Annotated in this window: 14 protein-coding genes; 6 read left to right on the top strand and 8 right to left on the bottom strand. The window is 66.6% G+C overall.

All coding sequences use genetic code 11. The annotated features are described in order from the left end of the window. The first annotated feature begins 10 nt into the window (after window positions 1-10). Both AC097O_RS19960 and AC097O_RS19955 read left to right on the top strand, forming a co-directional pair. Window positions 11-229 carry a DUF350 domain-containing protein gene (locus AC097O_RS19960; RefSeq protein ID WP_315191573.1) on the top strand — a complete coding sequence of 73 codons (219 nt, stop codon included), beginning with the start codon at window positions 11-13 and terminating at the stop codon, window positions 227-229. Next, on the top strand, window positions 229-1,773 hold the full coding sequence (locus AC097O_RS19955) for a polyamine aminopropyltransferase (RefSeq protein WP_479594603.1): 1,545 nt from the start codon (window positions 229-231) through the stop codon (window positions 1,771-1,773). Before AC097O_RS19960 ends, AC097O_RS19955 begins: the two co-directional genes overlap by 1 nt. Here the strand turns inward: AC097O_RS19955 and AC097O_RS19950 are convergent. From AC097O_RS19950 to ygiD, 3 genes are read right to left on the bottom strand one after another with little or no spacing between them, the layout of a single operon-like run. Then, on the bottom strand, window positions 1,770-2,681 hold the full coding sequence (locus AC097O_RS19950) for a delta(1)-pyrroline-2-carboxylate reductase family protein (protein WP_479594602.1): 912 nt from the start codon (window positions 2,679-2,681) through the stop codon (window positions 1,770-1,772). The two genes, AC097O_RS19955 and AC097O_RS19950, sit on opposite strands and share 4 nt — an antisense overlap. Before the next feature lie 8 nt (window positions 2,682-2,689). Beyond that, the gene (gene lhpH / locus AC097O_RS19945) at window positions 2,690-3,700 is read right to left on the bottom strand and encodes a trans-3-hydroxy-L-proline dehydratase (protein WP_479594601.1); all 1,011 of its coding nucleotides are present in this window, start codon (window positions 3,698-3,700) and stop codon (window positions 2,690-2,692) included. 27 nt (window positions 3,701-3,727) lie between these two features. Next, the gene (gene ygiD / locus AC097O_RS19940; RefSeq protein ID WP_479594600.1) at window positions 3,728-4,591 is read right to left on the bottom strand and encodes a 4,5-DOPA-extradiol-dioxygenase; all 864 of its coding nucleotides are present in this window, start codon (window positions 4,589-4,591) and stop codon (window positions 3,728-3,730) included. Window positions 4,592-4,731: 140 nt separating this feature from the next. On the opposite strand from ygiD, the gene AC097O_RS19935 reads away from it, so the two are divergent. The 4 genes from AC097O_RS19935 to AC097O_RS19920 all read left to right on the top strand — a co-directional run bounded on the left by AC097O_RS19935 (window position 4,732) and on the right by AC097O_RS19920 (window position 9,672). After that, window positions 4,732-6,354, top strand: coding sequence for a DUF4139 domain-containing protein (locus AC097O_RS19935; RefSeq protein ID WP_479594599.1), 1,623 nt, complete (start codon window positions 4,732-4,734; stop codon window positions 6,352-6,354). A gap of 37 nt (window positions 6,355-6,391) precedes the next feature. Then, window positions 6,392-7,582: a DUF418 domain-containing protein gene (locus AC097O_RS19930; RefSeq protein WP_479594598.1), complete on the top strand. Its 1,191-nt coding sequence runs from the start codon at window positions 6,392-6,394 to the stop codon at window positions 7,580-7,582. After that, window positions 7,582-9,156: an FAD-dependent oxidoreductase gene (locus AC097O_RS19925; protein WP_479594597.1), complete on the top strand. Its 1,575-nt coding sequence runs from the start codon at window positions 7,582-7,584 to the stop codon at window positions 9,154-9,156. Before AC097O_RS19930 ends, AC097O_RS19925 begins: the two co-directional genes overlap by 1 nt. Window positions 9,157-9,243: 87 nt before the next feature. Next, window positions 9,244-9,672: an Hsp20/alpha crystallin family protein gene (locus AC097O_RS19920; RefSeq protein WP_479594596.1), complete on the top strand. Its 429-nt coding sequence runs from the start codon at window positions 9,244-9,246 to the stop codon at window positions 9,670-9,672. Window positions 9,673-9,711: 39 nt separating this feature from the next. Here AC097O_RS19920 and AC097O_RS19915 read toward each other — a convergent pair whose 3' ends face one another. The 5 genes from AC097O_RS19915 to AC097O_RS19895 all read right to left on the bottom strand — a co-directional run bounded on the left by AC097O_RS19915 (window position 9,712) and on the right by AC097O_RS19895 (window position 16,803). Beyond that, a complete protein-coding gene (locus tag AC097O_RS19915) occupies window positions 9,712-11,160 on the bottom strand; it encodes a subtype B tannase (RefSeq protein WP_479594595.1) in 1,449 nt (482 codons plus the stop codon). A gap of 16 nt (window positions 11,161-11,176) precedes the next feature. After that, window positions 11,177-12,058 carry a universal stress protein gene (locus AC097O_RS19910; protein ID WP_479594594.1) on the bottom strand — a complete coding sequence of 294 codons (882 nt, stop codon included), beginning with the start codon at window positions 12,056-12,058 and terminating at the stop codon, window positions 11,177-11,179. Further along, the gene (locus AC097O_RS19905) at window positions 12,055-13,536 is read right to left on the bottom strand and encodes an APC family permease (RefSeq protein ID WP_479594593.1); all 1,482 of its coding nucleotides are present in this window, start codon (window positions 13,534-13,536) and stop codon (window positions 12,055-12,057) included. The genes AC097O_RS19910 and AC097O_RS19905 overlap by 4 nt, the downstream gene beginning before the upstream one ends. 250 nt (window positions 13,537-13,786) lie before the next feature. Beyond that, entirely contained in the window at window positions 13,787-15,082 is a 1,296-nt protein-coding gene (locus AC097O_RS19900) for a gallate dioxygenase (protein ID WP_479594592.1), read from the bottom strand. Between the two features lie 38 nt (window positions 15,083-15,120). Then, window positions 15,121-16,803 (bottom strand): subtype B tannase, encoded by a 1,683-nt coding sequence (locus AC097O_RS19895; RefSeq protein WP_479594591.1) that lies wholly within the window; start codon window positions 16,801-16,803, stop codon window positions 15,121-15,123. Window positions 16,804-16,923: the final 120 nt, after the last annotated feature.

Here is a 16,923-nt window from a genome sequence, read left to right as displayed (position 1 = left end):
GGAGATCCCCATGGAAATCGAATGGTTGAAGGCCGGAGTCGTCATGGGCTCCATCGTGTACGCGCTCATCGGCGTGGCAATTTTTGGGCTGTGCTTTGTGCTGATGGACAAGCTCACGCCCTACAAGCTGTGGGAAGAAATCATTGAAAAGCAAAACCTGGCGCTGGCCTTGGTGGTGGCCGCCATGTCGCTGGGCATCTGCATCATCGTGGCGGCAGCTATCCACTGATGCGGACTGAGAACGCCGGGCCGCGCCCGGTCGAGGTGGCGCTGCTGGCCAGCGTGTTTGTGGTGTCGGCCTGCGGGCTGGTGTACGAGCTGGCCGCGGGGGCGCTGGCGTCTTACCTGCTGGGCGACTCGGTGCTGCAGTTCTCCACCATCATCGGCACGTACTTGTTTGCCATGGGCATTGGCTCGTATCTGTCGCGGTTTTTTGAGCGCCAGCTGCCCGCCCACTTTTTACGCATAGAACTGCTGGTAGCGCTTATCGGTGGGGCGCTACCAGCTCTTCTTTTTATAGCAAACGCCTATATGCCGGGGGCTTTTCGCCCGCTGCTGTACAGCCTGGTGGTGCTGGTGGGCACGCTGGTGGGGCTGGAGATTCCGCTGGTGATGCGCATCCTGCAGCGCAACGTGGCCCTGAAGGACCTGGTATCGCAGGTGCTGACCTTCGACTACCTGGGCGCGCTGGCGGTGTCGCTGGCGTTTCCGCTGCTGCTGGTGCCGCACCTGGGCCTGATCCGCACCGGGCTGCTGTTTGGCCTGATGAACGCCGCCGTGGCGCTGTGGGCGCTGTGGCTGTTTCGGCACGAGCTGCGCCAGTTCAGGGCCCATGTGCTGGCCTGCTTTTTCACACTGGCCGCGCTGGCCGCGGGCATGGCCGCCGCCGACCAAATCACCACCTGGGCCGAAGACAAGCTCTACCAGGACCGGGTGGTTTTTGCCAGCACCTCGCCCTACCAGCGCATCGTGCTCACCCACGGGCCGGGCGAGGGCAAGGCGGGCTACCGGCTGTTTTTGAACGGCAATCTGCAGTTTGCCCAGCGCGACGAATACCGCTACCACGAGGCCCTGGTGCACCCGGTGATGTCGGCCCAGGGTGCGCCCAAAAAAGTGGCGGTGCTGGGCGGTGGCGATGGCATGGCGGTGCGCGAAATCTTGAAATACCCCGGCGTGGAAAGCATCACACTGGTCGAGCTGGATCCGGCCATGACCACCCTGTTCAGCCAGCAGCCCGCCCTGGTGCAGCTCAACGGCGGCGCGCTACTGTCCCCCAAGGTGCACACCGTCAACACCGACGCGTTCAACTGGCTGCAAACCACCACCGAGACCTTCGACGTGATTGTGGTGGACTTCCCCGATCCCACCAACTTCGCCATCGGCAAGCTCTACACCAATTCGTTCTACAGCCTGCTCGACCAGCGCCTCTCGGCCAGTGGCTACGCCGTCATCCAGACCACCTCGCCCCTGGTGGCCCGCCGCAGCTTCTGGACCGTTGCGACCACCATCGAGTCCGTGGGCCTGACCGCCACGCCCTACCACGCCCACGTGCCCAGTTTTGGCGAATGGGGCTTCACCATCGCCAGCCGCCGCCCGTACCGCCTGCCCACCACCCTGCCCGATGGCCTGCGCTTTTTGAGCCCCCACAGCCTGCCCGCGCTGTTCGACTTCCCGCTGGACATGGCCCGCGTACCGACCGAGGTGAACCGCCTGTCGAACCAGGTGCTGGTGACGACGTACGAGGCGGAGTGGGGGCGGGTTGCCGCGCGTTAAATAAAACCGACCGCCACGCGTGCCGCGGCCAAATCCCAAGCCGCCTGGCCCACGGTTTTGAACACCGGGGCCAACTTGGATGGCGGCAAGGACGTGGCCAGCACCGATGCCAGGCAACGCACCTGGCTCCAGTCCACGCCCGCTTGCAGCAGGTCGCCCGCTTCGTGCCGTGCGCCGCCCAGGTCGTCCACCACGATCTGGCGGCTGTGCAGCAGCGCAGGGGGGAATTCCGCCATGTCCGGCTTGAAAGCCCCCACGCCGATGGCCAGGGTGTGGGCAGCGATGTGCGCGGGAATGACCGGGGTGCGCGAGGTGGTCAAGGCCAGCACCAGGTCGGTGGTGGGTAAGGCGCGGTCCAGATCGTCCACCACCTGCGCCTGTACCTGTGGATGGCGAAGCTGCAGCGCCGTGCAAAACGCCTGGGCCGATGCCAGGCTGCGGGCCGCCACCCAGAACTGGGCGATTCCCAGGTGCTCTACCAGCGCATCCGCATGGGCGGCCGCCTGGGCACCGGTGCCGATCAGCAGGGCGGAAGCGGGCTTGTGCTCCGCCAGCGTCTGGATGCCCAGCAACGTGACGGCAGCCGTGCGGCGGGCGGTCACGGTGGGGCCGTCCAGCAGGGCCAGGCGGCGGCCGGTGGCGGTGTCTATCACTACGACCTCGCCCTGGATCACCGGCAGGCTGTGCACGGCATTGCGCGGGTGCACGGTGACCAGCTTGGTGACGCTCAGGTCGTGCGCCACAGCGGGCATGGCCAGCAGCACACCGCCCTCGGCCATGGGCACCACCAGGCGCTCGGGGGCATTGATCTGCTGCTGCGCCAGCTCCTGTGCGGCCTGGGCCACGGCGGGCACCAGTTGGGCGTAGGGCAAGGCGCGGGCGGTCTGTTCGGCGTTGAGTATCTGCATAGCGGCTTTCAGCGTAAAAAGAATCCGGTGGGGAACGGGTCCAGCTCTTCCAGCACCCACTGGTGGTGGCCCATGATGTGGGCGCTGCCGGTGACTTCGGTGAGCGCGCCGTCAAAGTCGCCCACCTTCACCGCCTGCGTCACCTTGACCTCGAACTGGCTGCCCACGATGCTGCCATTTACATAGGTCTGCCCCAGCGGCAATTGCCCGCGCAAAAACAGTTGCGCCGCCCGTCCCGAAGTGCCGGTACCGGTGGGCGAGCGGTCGACCTCGCGGTCGGCAAACACGCAGACGTTGGACTGGTCTACCCCCTCGCAGTTTGGGGCGCTGTCGATGATGCTGCCGTAGAGCTGGTCCAGCCCCGGCTCCAGCGGGTGCTGGATCTTCACCTGGGCAATCACCGCCGCCTTGGTTTCGGCCCCCAACTGGATCAGCGAACGGACCAGTTCAGGCTTTACCGTCAGGCCCGCCTGCTCGGCATTCAGGTAATAGTAAAACGCCCCGCCAAACACGATGTCGCCGCGCACCCGGCCAAAGCTGGGCGTGTCCACCTCCAGGTCGCGCAGGTAGATAAAGGCCGGCACGTTCTTGAACGTGACCTTGCCCGCGCGCTGGCCGTCCCACTCCACAAAGGCTTCGATGAAGCCCGCCGGTGCGTCAAAACCGATGCGCGTCAGCGGACTGGTGCGCTGCACATAACCCAACTCCACCAGCACCTTACCCAGGGCAATGATGCCGTGGCCGCACATGTCGCTGTAGCCCTCGTTGTGGATGAAGATCACGCCAAAATCGGCACCGGGCGTGGTGGGCGGCAGCAGGTAGGCACCGTACATGTCGGCATGGCCGCGCGGCTCGTTCATCAAAAACTGGCGCAAGTCGTCGCGGTGGGTTTTGAGCCAGGCGCGTTTTTCCAGAATGCCGGTACCGGGCACGGCAGGCAGGCCGGAGGTCAGGATGCGCAGCGGCTCGCCACCGGTATGCGCGTCCACGGTCTGGACGGTACGGACAAGGTTCAACATGGCTTGGCTTAGGGTAAAGCCGCAAGCCTACCCGAACCGCACCGAGCGCATCGACAGCGAGGCCTCCTCAAAGCCCTGGAACGGGAAGCTGACCTTGTCGGCCTCGGTGCTGGCCCCCAGGGCGTACAGCAGGGGCACGTAGTGTTCAATGCTGGGATGGGCCATGCGCCACAGGGGGTGCTTGGCTTTGTCCTGCGCCAGCAGAGTGGGCATATCGCGCTGCAGCAAGGCCTCGGCGGCCATGCCGTCGAACTCTTGCGCCCAGTCATAGGCCTTGGCACCGGGGGCCTCGTTGGTCAGGCGCAGGTTGTGCACGATGTTGCCGCTGGCCAGAATCAGCACGCCTTCGGACCGCAGCGCCCTCAGCCCGGTTGCCAGGGCCACATGCTCATCCATACGGATGCGGGCGGGCATGGCGAGCTGGAGCACGGGGATGTCGGCTTTGGGATACAGATGGTGCAGCACCGTCCAGGCTCCGTGGTCCAGGCCGCGCTGGGTATCCACCGCCGCATTCGGCAGGCTGCGGGCAAGCTGTTGGGCCAGCGCGGGTTGGCCGGGGCTGGGGTAACGCACCTGGTACAGGGCTTGGGGGAATCCGCCAAAGTCGTAGATCGTCTCGGGCTGCGCGGTGGCGCTGAGCATCGGCTGCTCGGCCGCCCAGTGCGCCGACACCACCAGAATCGCCCGGGGCCGCGGAAGCTCGCGCCCCAGCTGCGCCAGGTGCCGGGTGAACGGCGTGTCGCGCAGTGCATTCATCGGCGAGCCGTGGCCGATAAACAGCACCGGCATCTTGCCGCGCGCGGGCGGCTGGGCAGCGGCTGCTGCGGCCTGGGCCAGGGGGTGGGCGGCGATCAAGGCCAGGGCGGTTTGGAAGAGGTGGCGGCGGGTCATGGCGGGGTGGGAGTGCGGCGGGGGGCGATAGTTCCGGGCGGTCGCTGCCTATACTGGCGAGCAGCCGCCTCCTAGCACCCGCACGCCATCCGGTATGCCGGGCAGATGCGCAGTCGGCCCCCTATAGCGCTCTACAAACTATGACCCTCCACGCCCATTTCCCTCATCGCCTCGGTGCCCTGTTAGGCCTGTCCCTGGCTTGCGCAGGCCTGCCGCTGGCGGCCCAGACGGCAATGGATACGCCCACCAGCAGCCGCATCACCGATGTCACCCTATACCCCGGCAGCGCCAAGGTCGAGCGGGTCGCCCGCGCGGCGGCGGGCAGCCACAAGCTGGTGTTTGCCTGCCTGCCCGGTGATCTGGAGGTGCAAAGCCTGGCGGTGGCGGCGGATGCCTCGGTGCAGGTGGGCGAGCTGTCGGTAGAGGTGCAAGACGGTGCGGCGCTGGGCTGCGCCACCAGCCCGCTGGATGCACGCATCCGCGAACTGGAGGATAAAAAGAGCCAGCTCGGTGCAGAAAACGATGCCCAGAACCTGGTGCAAAACTACCTCAAAACCCTCTCCAACCCCGAGTCCGCAGCGGGTGCCAACCGCGCCGCCACCGACCCCAGAACCATTGTGGCCGTGGCCGACGCATTGCGCCGCACCGGGCAAGACGGCCTGCTGCGCCAAGCCCAGATCCTGCGCCTGCAAGAGGACCTGGACCGCCAGCTCAAACCGCTGCTGGCCGAGCGCACCCGCAACCAGGAGGGCCTGGACCGGGTGCTGCGCGTGGCCGTCACGGTAAACACACCCGCCGATGCGCCGGTGCGCCTGAGCTACCAGATCCAGGGCCCCGGCTGGACCCCCAGCTACCGCGCCCTGCTCGATACCGCCACCCGCCAGGTGCGGCTGGAGCGGCAAGCGCTGGTGGCCCAGGCCACCGGGGAGAACTGGCAGGGCGTGCGCCTGCGCCTGTCCACCGGGCAACCGCGCCAGGGCACCACCGGCCCGGTGCCCCAGCCGTGGCAGATCGGCATCCAGCCGCCGCCACAGCCCCAGACCACCGGCATGCTTGCGCGGCCTATGGCTGCGGCGGCCCTAGTACCCATGGTGTACGCGAAAAAAGTCAACCCGCCCTTGTTCGATGTGGGTGTGTTCAACAATGCCTTCGCCACCGAATTCAGCGTGCCGCAGGCCATCGACGTACCCAGCAACGGCCAGCGGGTGGCGTTGGCACTGGGCCGGGTGGAGGCCACCGCCCAGTTGTTTGCCCGCACCACGCCCAGCCGCGATGCCAGCGCCTGGCTGGTGGCCGAGCTGGCGCTGCCCGAGGGCGTGTGGCCCACGGGGCCGTTGCAGTTGTACCGAGACGGCGCGTTTGTCGGCACCGACACCTTGCGCACCCCCGACAGCGGCCCGCTGACGCTGTCGCTGGGCCGCGACGAGCTGGTGCGGGTGCAGGTCGATCCGCAAAAGAACATGCAGGCCACCGCAGGCTTTGTGGGCAGCCGCGCCGTGCGCACCCAATCGCGCAGCTACAGCATTGAGAACCGCCACCGCAGCGCCGTGCAACTGCAGGTGCTGGAAGCCACCCCGGTCGCGGTGGACGAGAACGTCAGCATCAAAGCCACCCTGGATCCGCAGCCCACCACCACCGCCTGGCGCGACCAGCCCGGCGTAGCGCTCTGGAGCCAGCGCCTGGAGGCCGGTACCACCGCCCGCTTCAGCGCCGCCTACGAAGTCAGCTACCCCAAAGATGCCCGGCTCAGCGAGTCCCGGTAAGGCGGCAGACGGCTGGGCCCTGGGCTGCAGTGGCGGCATGGCGACAGCCGCCCGCAGCCTGCGCAACCCCTGGGCCGATGCCTTGCGGGCGCTGGCATTGCTGGGGGTTTTTATCGTCAACGCGGTAGGTTATGCCCAGGCCCCCGACTACCCCCAGCCCGTGGGTGGGCCGCTGCCTGCCGGTGCGCCCCTGGCGCTGGTGCTGCACGGCCTATTGGTAGGCCTGGTGCAGGGCAAGGCCTGGTCGGTGCTGTGCTTTTTGCTGGGCTTCAGCCTGGGCGATATGGCGCTGCGGCTGCGCGCTGCGGGCCACAACGTATGGCGGGGGCTGCGGGCGCGTTACCGCGCATTGCTGCTGGTCGGCGTGCTCCATGGCGCGCTGCTGTACTTTGGCGACATCCTCACCATGTATGCCCTGTGCGGCGGCTGGGCCGCCCGGTGGGCTTTGGTGCGGCCTGCCCGCTTGCTGCGCATCTGGCGGCACACCACGGTACTGGCCATAGCGATGCTGCTGGCCTTGGTCGGCAGCCTGTGGCTGGCGCAATACGCCCCCAGCGATGCACAACCCACGCCGATCGTGCTGATGCACGCGCCCACGCCGTGGGACTTCATGGTGGCCAATGCCGATGCCTATCTGTGGGCGCAAGTGGGCTCGGTGTTGTTTTTCCTGCCCATGCTGCTGTGGCTGACGGTGGCGGGCATGCTGGCGCGGCGGTTCGGGTTGCTGGGCAGGCGGCGCTATGCCCGCCAGTTCTGGCGCCGCCACCTGGGCCCCATGCACCTGGTGCTGGCCTTGGCGCTGAACCTGGGCCTGGCCCTGGCCACCGTGCGGCTGCATGCGCTGGGCCAGGCCGATACCACGCAGTTGGGCTTGGCCACGGTGCTGATGGGCCTGCCCGGCATCTGGCTGGCCGCTGCCGCTGTGGGCTGGTGCATGCGCTACCAGCACCGCCACCCGTCCCCACCGCGCTGGGTGACCTGGCTGGCCCCGGCGGGGCAGCAAACCCTGGCGATGTACCTGCTGCTGTCGCTGGCGCTGGTGCTGGGCCGCACCGCTTTGCAAAGCCTGGAAGGCGCCACCGCCCCCAGCCTGGCACTGGCGATAACGGCCTGGTGGGTAGCGGTGTGCGCGGCCCGCTGGGCCACCCGGCGCGGTCTGCGCGACCCGGTCAGCCGGTGGTTGTCGCAGCGCACGAAAACCGCCCTGTTGAAGCACGGCCCCCATTGATGCACCGCCGCCACTTCCTCGCCAGCACCACACTGCCCCTGCTGGGCTGCGCGCCCACCCATGACATCACCGGCGGCTTCACCGGCATCGCGTTGGAACGCGGCCATGGTTTGCGGGAGGCGCGCGCCTGGCCTGTACCCTCCACCACCCGCCGTACCGACGTGCTGGTTGCGGGCGGTGGCGTGGCCGGTTTGGCGGCGGCGCGGGCCTTGCGGCTGCAAGGCATTGAAGACTTCGCCCTGCTGGAACTGGAAGACCGCGCGGGCGGCAACAGCCGGGGCGGCGCGGTGGGCGGCATTACCTGCCCGCTGGGCGCGCACTACCTGCCGGTACCCGGCGACGATGCGCCGGATGTGCAAAACCTGCTGGAAGAACTGGGCGTGCGCCAGCGCGTGGCGGGGCGCTGGGTCTTTGACGAACGCCACCTGTGCCACAGCCCGCAAGAGCGGCTTTTTGTGCACGGCGCGTGGCAAGACGGCTTGCTGCCGGTGCAGGGCGTGGGCGCGGCCACCTTGGCGCAGTACCAGAAGTTTGCCGCGCTGGTGGCGCAACTTCGGCAACAGGCCCGCTGGACGATTCCTATGCCAAATCGGCCCCTAGCACCCATTCAACAAGCGCAAGCAGCTATCACTTTCGCAGCATACCTCGACCAGCACAGGCTGGATGACCCCCACCTGCGCTGGTACCTGGACTACTGCTGCCGCGACGACTACGGCGCGGGCACGGCCACCGTGTCGGCCTGGGCGGGCATCCACTACTTCGCCAGCCGCCACGGCTTCCACGCGCCGGGAGCCGACGGCGGCGAACGCGAGGGCGGCGTGCTCACCTGGCCCGAGGGCAACGGCTGGTTGACCCAGCGCCTGGCCGCGCCCTTGGCCGACCGGCTGCACACCGGCCAGGTGGTACTGCGCATCGCCGAGACCCGCCAGGGCGTGGAGGTGGACGTGTTCGACACCGCCACCCAGGCGGTGGTGCACTGGCAGGCCCGCCGGGCCATCATCGCCCTACCGGTGTTTGTGGCCGCGCGGGTGGTGCAGAACCCGCCAGACTTTTTGCGCCAGGCCGCCGCCCGCACCACCTACGCACCCTGGCTGGTAGCCAATATCCACATCGCCCAGCCGCTGTTTGATCGCCCCGGCCCGGCCCCCAGCTGGGACAACGTGCTCTACAACACAGCGGGCCTGGGCTACGTGGATGCCATGCACCAAAGCCTGCTGCCCGTGCCCGGGGCCACGGTGCTGACCTACTACCGGGCGCTGGGCGATGTGCCCAATGGCCGCCAACAACTGCTGGAAAAACCGTGGACCGCCTGGCGCGACGAGATCCTGGCCGAGCTGGCCACCGCCCACCCGGATCTGGCCGCCAAAGCCACCCGCATGGACATTACCCGCTATGGGCACGCCATGGCCATACCCACCCCAGCAGTTTCAAGCCAAATCGGCCTCCATCGCTTATTCCATCAGCGTGAGCAGCTACGAAAACCGCAGCGCCTGGCCTATGCACACAGCGACTGGGCGGGGTACTCGGTGTTTGAGGAAGCTTTTACGCTGGGGCACCGCGCAGGCAGCTCTTGAAATCTGTGGCGGCGGACATTAATTGGTGGATGCGGTGGCTTGCAGAGCGCGCCACCGGCTTATCAACCATTTATTCAGGAGAACGACATGAATGCCATGACAAGCCGCAGCAACAACCTGTTTGACGACTTTTTCACCGACCTGGCCCCCGGCTTCTTCATCCGCCCCCTGCACGGCGACCCGCTGCCCTCGCCCGCGCAGATCAAGGTCGATGTGCAAGAAGACGCGCAGGCCTACAACGTGGTGGCCGAGTTGCCCGGGGTCAAAAAAGAGGACATCCAGGTGTCGGTAGAGGGCAGCACCGTCACCCTGCGCGCCGAAATCAAGCAGGAAGACCAGCGCAAAGATGCCCGCACCCTGCGCAGCGAACGCACCTTTGGCGCAGTAGCCCGCAGCTTCCAGCTCCCGCAAGAGGTGGATGCCAGCCAGGCCCAGTGCCAGTACCTGGACGGCGTGCTGAGCGTGGCCCTGCCCAAAAAGGCCAGTAACAGCGTGCAGCGGCTGACGATCAACTGAGCATCCACCGATCGTTGGGGGCCGGGCTGGGTCAACCGGTTACGGCGCGGTGCTGATCCGCGCCATCCAGGCGAACAGCTCGGCCAGATCGTAGTCGCCGCTGTGGGGCACATCCCAGGGCAGCGCGAAGTCCACCGCGTAGCCCTGGTTCTGCAAGCGGGTAGCCAAAATCACCGGAATCGCCAGCGAGGTGTCGCGGTCTTTGGTGCCGTGGCGGATGCGCCAGTGGCGCGAGGTGCTGGCTGCGCCGATATAGGCCATGGCGTTCATCTGCTTCAACGTCTGCGCGTCGGCCTGGGTGGCCCCTGGCGCAGTGTTGCGCTGGGTGGCCAGGGTGGTGAAGTGTTGCTTGTCGATGCTGGCCGTGCCGAAGAGCTGGTTCTCACCACTGCCCAGGTCCAGCGCGTCGAAAGCGGGCGGCAGCTTCATGCGCCCGGCATAGCGCACATAGGCATCCCAGTCCAGGTCGCGCACCACCTTGTTCTGCACAGTCAGCCAGGCCAGGCTGGACAGGTCGGCTCCCTGGTTCAGAGCAGTCTGAGCGGATGCGATGACCAGCGACTTGACGTACGCCTGGAAGCTGTCCAGCGCCAGCAGCCCACCTTGCGGGCTGCGCAGCGCCAGGCTGTTGAGGTAGGCGGGGAACTGCGCTTTCAGCGCAGAAGACAGGCGGATCTGCTCGGCCCCCAGGCTGCCCGCCACCTCTTTGCGCTGCACCTGGAAGTCGAGCATGGAGATGTCGATCTTCTTGTAGTCATTCACCCCGTTGAACAGCCATTCGTAGGCGCTGTCGGCATGCTCCAGGTTGGTGATGGGACAGTAGGCCGAGACGGCGAAGATGTCGTCGCGCGCGTCCGCAGCGCCCAGGGCGGCCAGGTCGGCGGCGTAGTCGGGGCTGTTGCCGCTGGCCCCCAGCAGGGCCGACATCGCGCCGCCCGCGCTGGTGCCGTTGGAGATGATTTTTTCGGCATCGCCGGGCATGCGCGCATCGTTAAAACGCAGGTAGCGTACGGCGGCTTTCAGGTCAACGATGGCCGCCGGGGCCTTGCCGGTGGCAGAGGTGCGGCCCCGTGCGCCGGGCGAGGCGACCACATAGCCTTTGGAGAGGGCCACGGCGATGGTGCTGGCCCGCGCGCTCTCACCGGGTGGCCCGGCGCGGCCCGTCGCCGTGCCGGGCTTGGCGGGCATGTAGCCGCCAATCTGGTTGGGCAAAAAGATAGGTGCGGTCTGTGCCGTGAACGGGCCCACCGACTCGCCGTGGAAATAGGCCTCTGGCACGTAGATGTTGATGGCCTGGTACGCCGCCTCCACCGGGCGGGCCACGGTGGTGAGGTTCTCGTAGGCCCGCACAGTGAAGGCCTGGCCTTCCACCGTGAGCTGCTGGGTCTGGTAACGGTGAGGGTCGAATGGCATGGACGGGGTGGACGGCGGTGGCGTGCTGCACGCCACCAGCAGGCAGGCAGCCAGGACGGTAGTGGGAAAGCGCATGGTGTGCGGATTATGCTCAGCTCTGGCGCGGCAGCACCACCACGGGCACCGGGGCGGCGCGCAGAATTTTGGCGGCGTTGGAGCCCAAGAACACCCGTTGCAGCGGCCCCAGGCGGCTGGAGCCCAGCAGCAGCAACTCGCCGTCCAACCAGCCCACACCGGCCATGGCGGTGTCCCAGTCGGGGCCTACGCTGACCTCGGTTTGCACCGGGTAGCCGGTGACGGCAATTTGCCCGCGCACAATGTCCAGCCCGGCCTGGGCCTGCTCGACCCAGCCGGCCACCACCACGTCTTCGGCCCCGCCACCGGCCAGCGGCGGGAACATTTGCCGGTCGCGCACCGCAAAACTCACCAGCCGCAAGGGCACGCCCAAAGCCCCCGCCAGGCCCAGCGCATGCAGCACGGTGCTGCGGGCCGCGTCGCCGCCCGAATAGGCCACCGTGATGCGGCTGGGGCGGGCGGCCCCGGTGTAGTGGCTGGGGGCGATGGCCACCGGCACACTGGCCAGGTGCAGGATTTCCTCGCTCACCCCGCCCAGTGCGGCCCGGCCGATGGCGCTGCCGCTGCGGGCCGAGCCCAGCACCACCATGTGGGCCTGTTCGCGCTCGGCCAGCTGGGTCAGGCCCACCGTGGCCGAGCGGGCGCTCACCCGCTCAAAACGCAGGTGGGGAATATCGCCCAGCGCGGCCCGTGCCTGGGCCATGGCCGCAATGGCGTATTCGTTCAAGAACTTGCCGTACTCCTGGTCGACGTTGGCCAGCGACGGGTAACCCCACACCTCGGGGGTGACCACGCAGACCAGAATGGCGGTGTCACCCGCGCCCGCCAGGGTTTTGGCCAGCACCAGCGCCTCTTCGCCACGCGGGTCGGGGGTAAAGCCCACTACCAGCGTCTTCATGGACGGCCTCCGCGCAAGTTGGAGCGGCCTGCGGCCTGCGGGGCCTCTTGACCGCGCAGTTTGGAATGGCGCATGCCGTAGGCAAAGTAGCCCACCAGTGCCACCGCAATCCAGATGAAAAACACGGTGAACGTGGTGGCCGACAGGTCGCGGATGATGTACAGGCAGGCCGCAATGCTCAGGCCAGGAATCAGGTACGGGCCAAACGGCACGCGAAAGTTGCCACGCGGGTCGTCCAGGCCCTTGGCCCGCAGCACCGGCACGCTGGCCGACACCGCAATAAACGCCACCAGCGTGCCCATGCTCACCATGTCCCACAGGTAGGTGGAGTCCACAAAGCCCCCCACCAAGCCCACCAGAATGCAGACGATGACGGTGTTGTTCACCGGGGCCAGGGTGCGGTGGCTGACCTGCTGGAAGGTCTGCGGAATCAGGCCATCGCGGCTCACGGCAAACAAAATGCGCGTCTGGCCGTAAATGGTGACCAGTGTGACGCTGAACACCGAAATCACCGCCCCGGCGGCCAGCACGATGGACGGCCAGGTTGTGCCCGTGACCTGCTGCAGGATGAGCGACAAACCGGCCTCCTGGTCTTTGAACTGCGCCGCAGGCTGCGCCCCCAGCGCGGTAAATGCCACGGCGAGGTAGCCAATGGTCACCACCACCAGCGACAGCAAAATGCCCAGCGGCACGTTGCGCCGGGGGTTCTTGACCTCGCCGCCCGCCGTGGCCACCGTGTCCAGGCCCACGAACGAGAAAAACACCGTGCCCGCCGCTGCCGTCACGCCGTGCCAGCCGCTGTCGTTAAAAAACGGGGTGAAGTTCGCGCTGTTGTAGCCCGAGTAGGCGACGACGCAAAAGAACAGCAGCACCGCCAGCTTGGTGATCACCATCACCGCGTTGGCCGTGGCCGATTCTTTGGTACCCCGCAGCAGCAGAAAGCAGCACAAGACCACCAAAATGATGGGCGGCAGGTTGATGCGCCCGGCGTGGATCTCCAGCCCCTGCGGGCCGCTGACCAGCATGGGGCTGCGCAAGGCCTCGGGTATGGACACTCCGAAGGCGTTGCTTAAAAAGTTGTTCAGGTAACCCGACCAGCCGATCGAGGTGGCACTGGCCGCCAGCGCGTATTCCAGCATCAGACAAGCCGCCACGATGTACGCCACCAGCTCCCCCAGCGCCACGTAGGTATACGAATATGACGAGCCCGATGCAGGGATGGACGACGACAGTTCGGCGTAACACAGCGCCGTCAGGCCAGCGGTGATACCGGCCAGGATAAACGCCAGCATCACTGCAGGCCCGGCCTTGGGCACGGCTTCGGCCATCACAAAGAAGATGCCGGTGCCGATGGTGGCCCCCACACCCATCATGGCCAGCGAGAACAAACCCAGCGAGCGGTCCAGGCCGCCGCTGCCGTGGCCGGGGTCGTCTTTTTCAATGCCCTTGGTGCGCAGTAGTTGTTGCAAAAGTCCCATCGATGTGTCCCTCCATGGGCGGATGCAGGGGTGATTTACCCGGGCAGACCCGCTGAGCACTTCTGCAAGTTTTAGCCCCTCAGGCTTGCAGGAAGTGGGAAACATCGTATGGCCGTATACACATGTACTGCCCATGTATCAAAGTAACAAAGCGTTCCAGTTGCGCATCGGTGGTAGGTCTGGAAATTTATAAAAAATCAGCCTCCCGTGCTTATTCCTCCAGCACGAGAAGCTATAAAAAACAGAGCAATCAAGATGTTGCAGGTGTATCCCAGGATGGCGGCGCGGCACCACCACCGGCCACCGAGTACAGGGCGTTGGGAGCGTTGCGGGTTTGCTGGAATACCTCCAGCGTCTCGCCGCGCATGGCGGCATAGATGTGCAGGTTGGACACGCCCAGCACCGCACCCAGCTTCTCCAGCAGAAAGAAAATCACGCCGTAGTGGATCAGCCCGCGCCAGTCGCGCCGCTGCAGCAGACCGCATTCTTCCGCCGTCAGGCCCGCCTCGGCCATGCAGGCGGCAGCGTCGGCCAGAAAGCGCTGGCGCTGGGCGGGAACAACCAGGCCGTGCAGAAAAGTGTTCAGCCGAAAAGCCTTCACGCTGCGTTGCAGGTTGAAGGGGTAGGAGCCCTGCAGGCGCTCGGCCCCGGCCAGTTGCACGGCCATGGCCTGGCGGTGGCGCTCCACCTCGCCCGCAACCACCGGCCCGGCCAGGTTCTCGTACACCGCGGCGGCGATGCCGGTCATGGACGGCAGGTAGTAGGCCTGGTGCAGCTTGCGCACCTGGGACGACAGGGCGCCGCGCATGGTCAGCCACATCATCACCTCGGCCCCCTCCACACCGCCCAGCTCGGCCAGTTCGGCGTGGGTGAGCGAGGCCAGGCGCTCGGGGTCGTTCTCGAACAGCTCCAGAAACTGCATGTCCCAGGGCGTGTTGTTGAAGCCCGCGCGCTCGCCGTGCACCTGGTGCGACAGGCCACCCGTGGCCACGATGACCACGCGCAGGTCTTGCGGATAGCTCTCGATGGCGCGGCGCAAGGCCTGGCCCAGCTTGTAAAAGCGCCGGGCGCTGGGCACCGGGAACTGCAAAATCCCCATTTGCAGCGGCACGATGCGCACCGGCCAACCCTGCCCATGCTCCCACAGCACCGACAGCGGCGAAAAACAGCCGTGGTCCAGCGGCTTGCCCTGGAAGAACGACATGTCGAACTCCTCGGCCACCAGCGACTGGCCGATGTGCGCGGCCAGCGCGGGGTGGCCGTCTATGCCCGGCAGGTCGCGCGCGCCGCCGCCCTCGTCGGCAACCGCGTAGCGCTCGCCCACGCCCAGCGCGAAGGCCGAGTAGTGGTCCAGAAAAAACGAGGTGATGTGGTCGTTGTAGGTGACGATGGCCACATCCGGCTGGACATCCGCCAGCCATTGCTTGACCGGCTCCATCGCCTCGAAGATGGGGGCCCACACCGGGTCGGTTTGCTTGTCGCGGTCGACGGCAAAGCCGATGGTGGGGGTGTGCGAGACGGCGATGCCGCCGATGATGCGGGCCATGGAGGCTCCTTTGAAAGTCTTGCGCGGGAGTCAGGGAATCAGGGGTTGGCGGCCAGCTTGGCTTTGATCCAGGTAAAGGCTTCCTGCACGTCGTAGTTGCCGCTGTGGGGCACCAGGTAGGGGTACTTGAAGTCCACCTCTTTCACCGACGCGTCTTTTTTGATCGCGTAGTACAGCAGGGTCTGCATGGCGAACGCGGTGTCGCGGTCGATCATGCCGTGGCGCACATACCAGTACGGTGCGGTGTCGGCCGTGGTGTTGAGGTAGGCGATCGGGTTGATCAGCTTGAGCTGGGTGGCCAGTTTGTTGCTGGTGTTGGCCAGAGCCGCATCCCAGGCCAGGCCGGTGTCGTCCACGCCCGAGCCGTCGCCCTTCACGGCGTTGTTGGCCCAGCTCCAGGCGGTGAAGTTGGAGTAGCCGTAGTAGTCGGAGCCAAACAGGGTGGATTCGCCGCTGATGTTGGGGTTGCCAGTCACGCCCACCGGGTCGAAGGCCACCACGGTTTTGAGCGCGCGGATCTTGGTCACGAAGGCCAGGTACTTGGGGTAGTCGATGCTGGACACCGTGATACCCGATACGGTCAGCCAGTCGTTCAGGTACGCCACCCCGCCGATGGTGAAGTTCGCCCCCAGCGCGGGCACAGCTGTGCCCTTGGCAAGCTGGGCTTCGATTTCCTTTTTCAGGAAAGCCTGGGTGCTGTCGCGCATATTGGTGGCGGTCAGTGCCGAGCCGTCTTCGCGGGTCAGGCCCAGGCCGTTCAGGTAGGCCGCAAACGTACCGGCAATCGCGGTGGACGCGGCGGGTTGTGGGCCCGCCGAGTAGGCCACGCCGCCCAGGGCACCGGTGTTGGCATCGGTGCGGGTGGCGTTGTATTCCCACTCGTAGCCGGCATCGGCGTTGCCCAGGTTGTTGATCGGGCAATAGGCCACCGCCGCAAACACATCGTCCTTGAGGGTGCTGGTGGCCGTGCTGCCCGTGCCCTGGATGCCCGCTGCGCCGATATCGGCCAGATACGGCAGAAAGTCGGCGCTGTTGCCGCTGGCGGCCACAGCCGATGTCAGCCCGCCACCGCCGCTGGTGCCGGTGAGGATGATGCGGTTGGTATTGCCCGGCAGCAGGCTGTCGTTGAGCCGCAGGTAGCGGATGGCGGCCTTGGTATCGACCACCGGGGCCGGGGACTTGCCTGCCCAGCGGCCATCTTCGGCGCGCGCGCCCCGGCTGCGGGTGCCCAGGTTGACCACCACAAACCCGGCCTTCAGGGCCGCGCCAATGGCATCGGTGTCGCTGGTGCTCACCAACGCCCGGCCCTCGGTCACGGTGGTGGCCACGGCGCTGGTCATCCAGCCGGAGTTGTTGACCACCACGTAGATCGGCTTGGTCTGGTCGGCCACCAGGTCCTCGGCCACCGAGATGAACATGGTTTGGTACACATACGGGTCGGCCAGCGTGGTGGTGGTGGTCGAGCCGAACGACTGCTGGGTCAGCGCCATCTTGATGGGCTTGGCCACGTACACGCGGCGGTACTGGCGCACCTTCAACGCCACGCCGTCCAGCGTGAGGTTGACGGTGGTGTAGGTGCTGGCGTCGAACTTCAGCGCGGTGTCTTCGGCGCTGACCGCCGCTGCGTCATCGCCGCCACCGCAGCCGGCCAGCAGGCCGCCACTGGTAGCCATGAAGGGCATCGCAGCCATCAACGAGCGGCGTGTAAGTTTGAATGCCATGAATGTCTCCTCCACCCTGAGGGGTGTTTTTGTGGTGAAAAAATAGTGCGCTCAAAATCTGGATGCCAGGCCGACCATCGCGCCTGGAAAGGACTCTTTGCGGGGCGGATTGTGCGAAGC

This window comes from Rhodoferax sp. LS1P39, from assembly GCF_056521425.1.
Note: the sequence above shows the minus strand (reverse complement) of the source record. Positions and strands in the feature narration are given on the sequence as shown.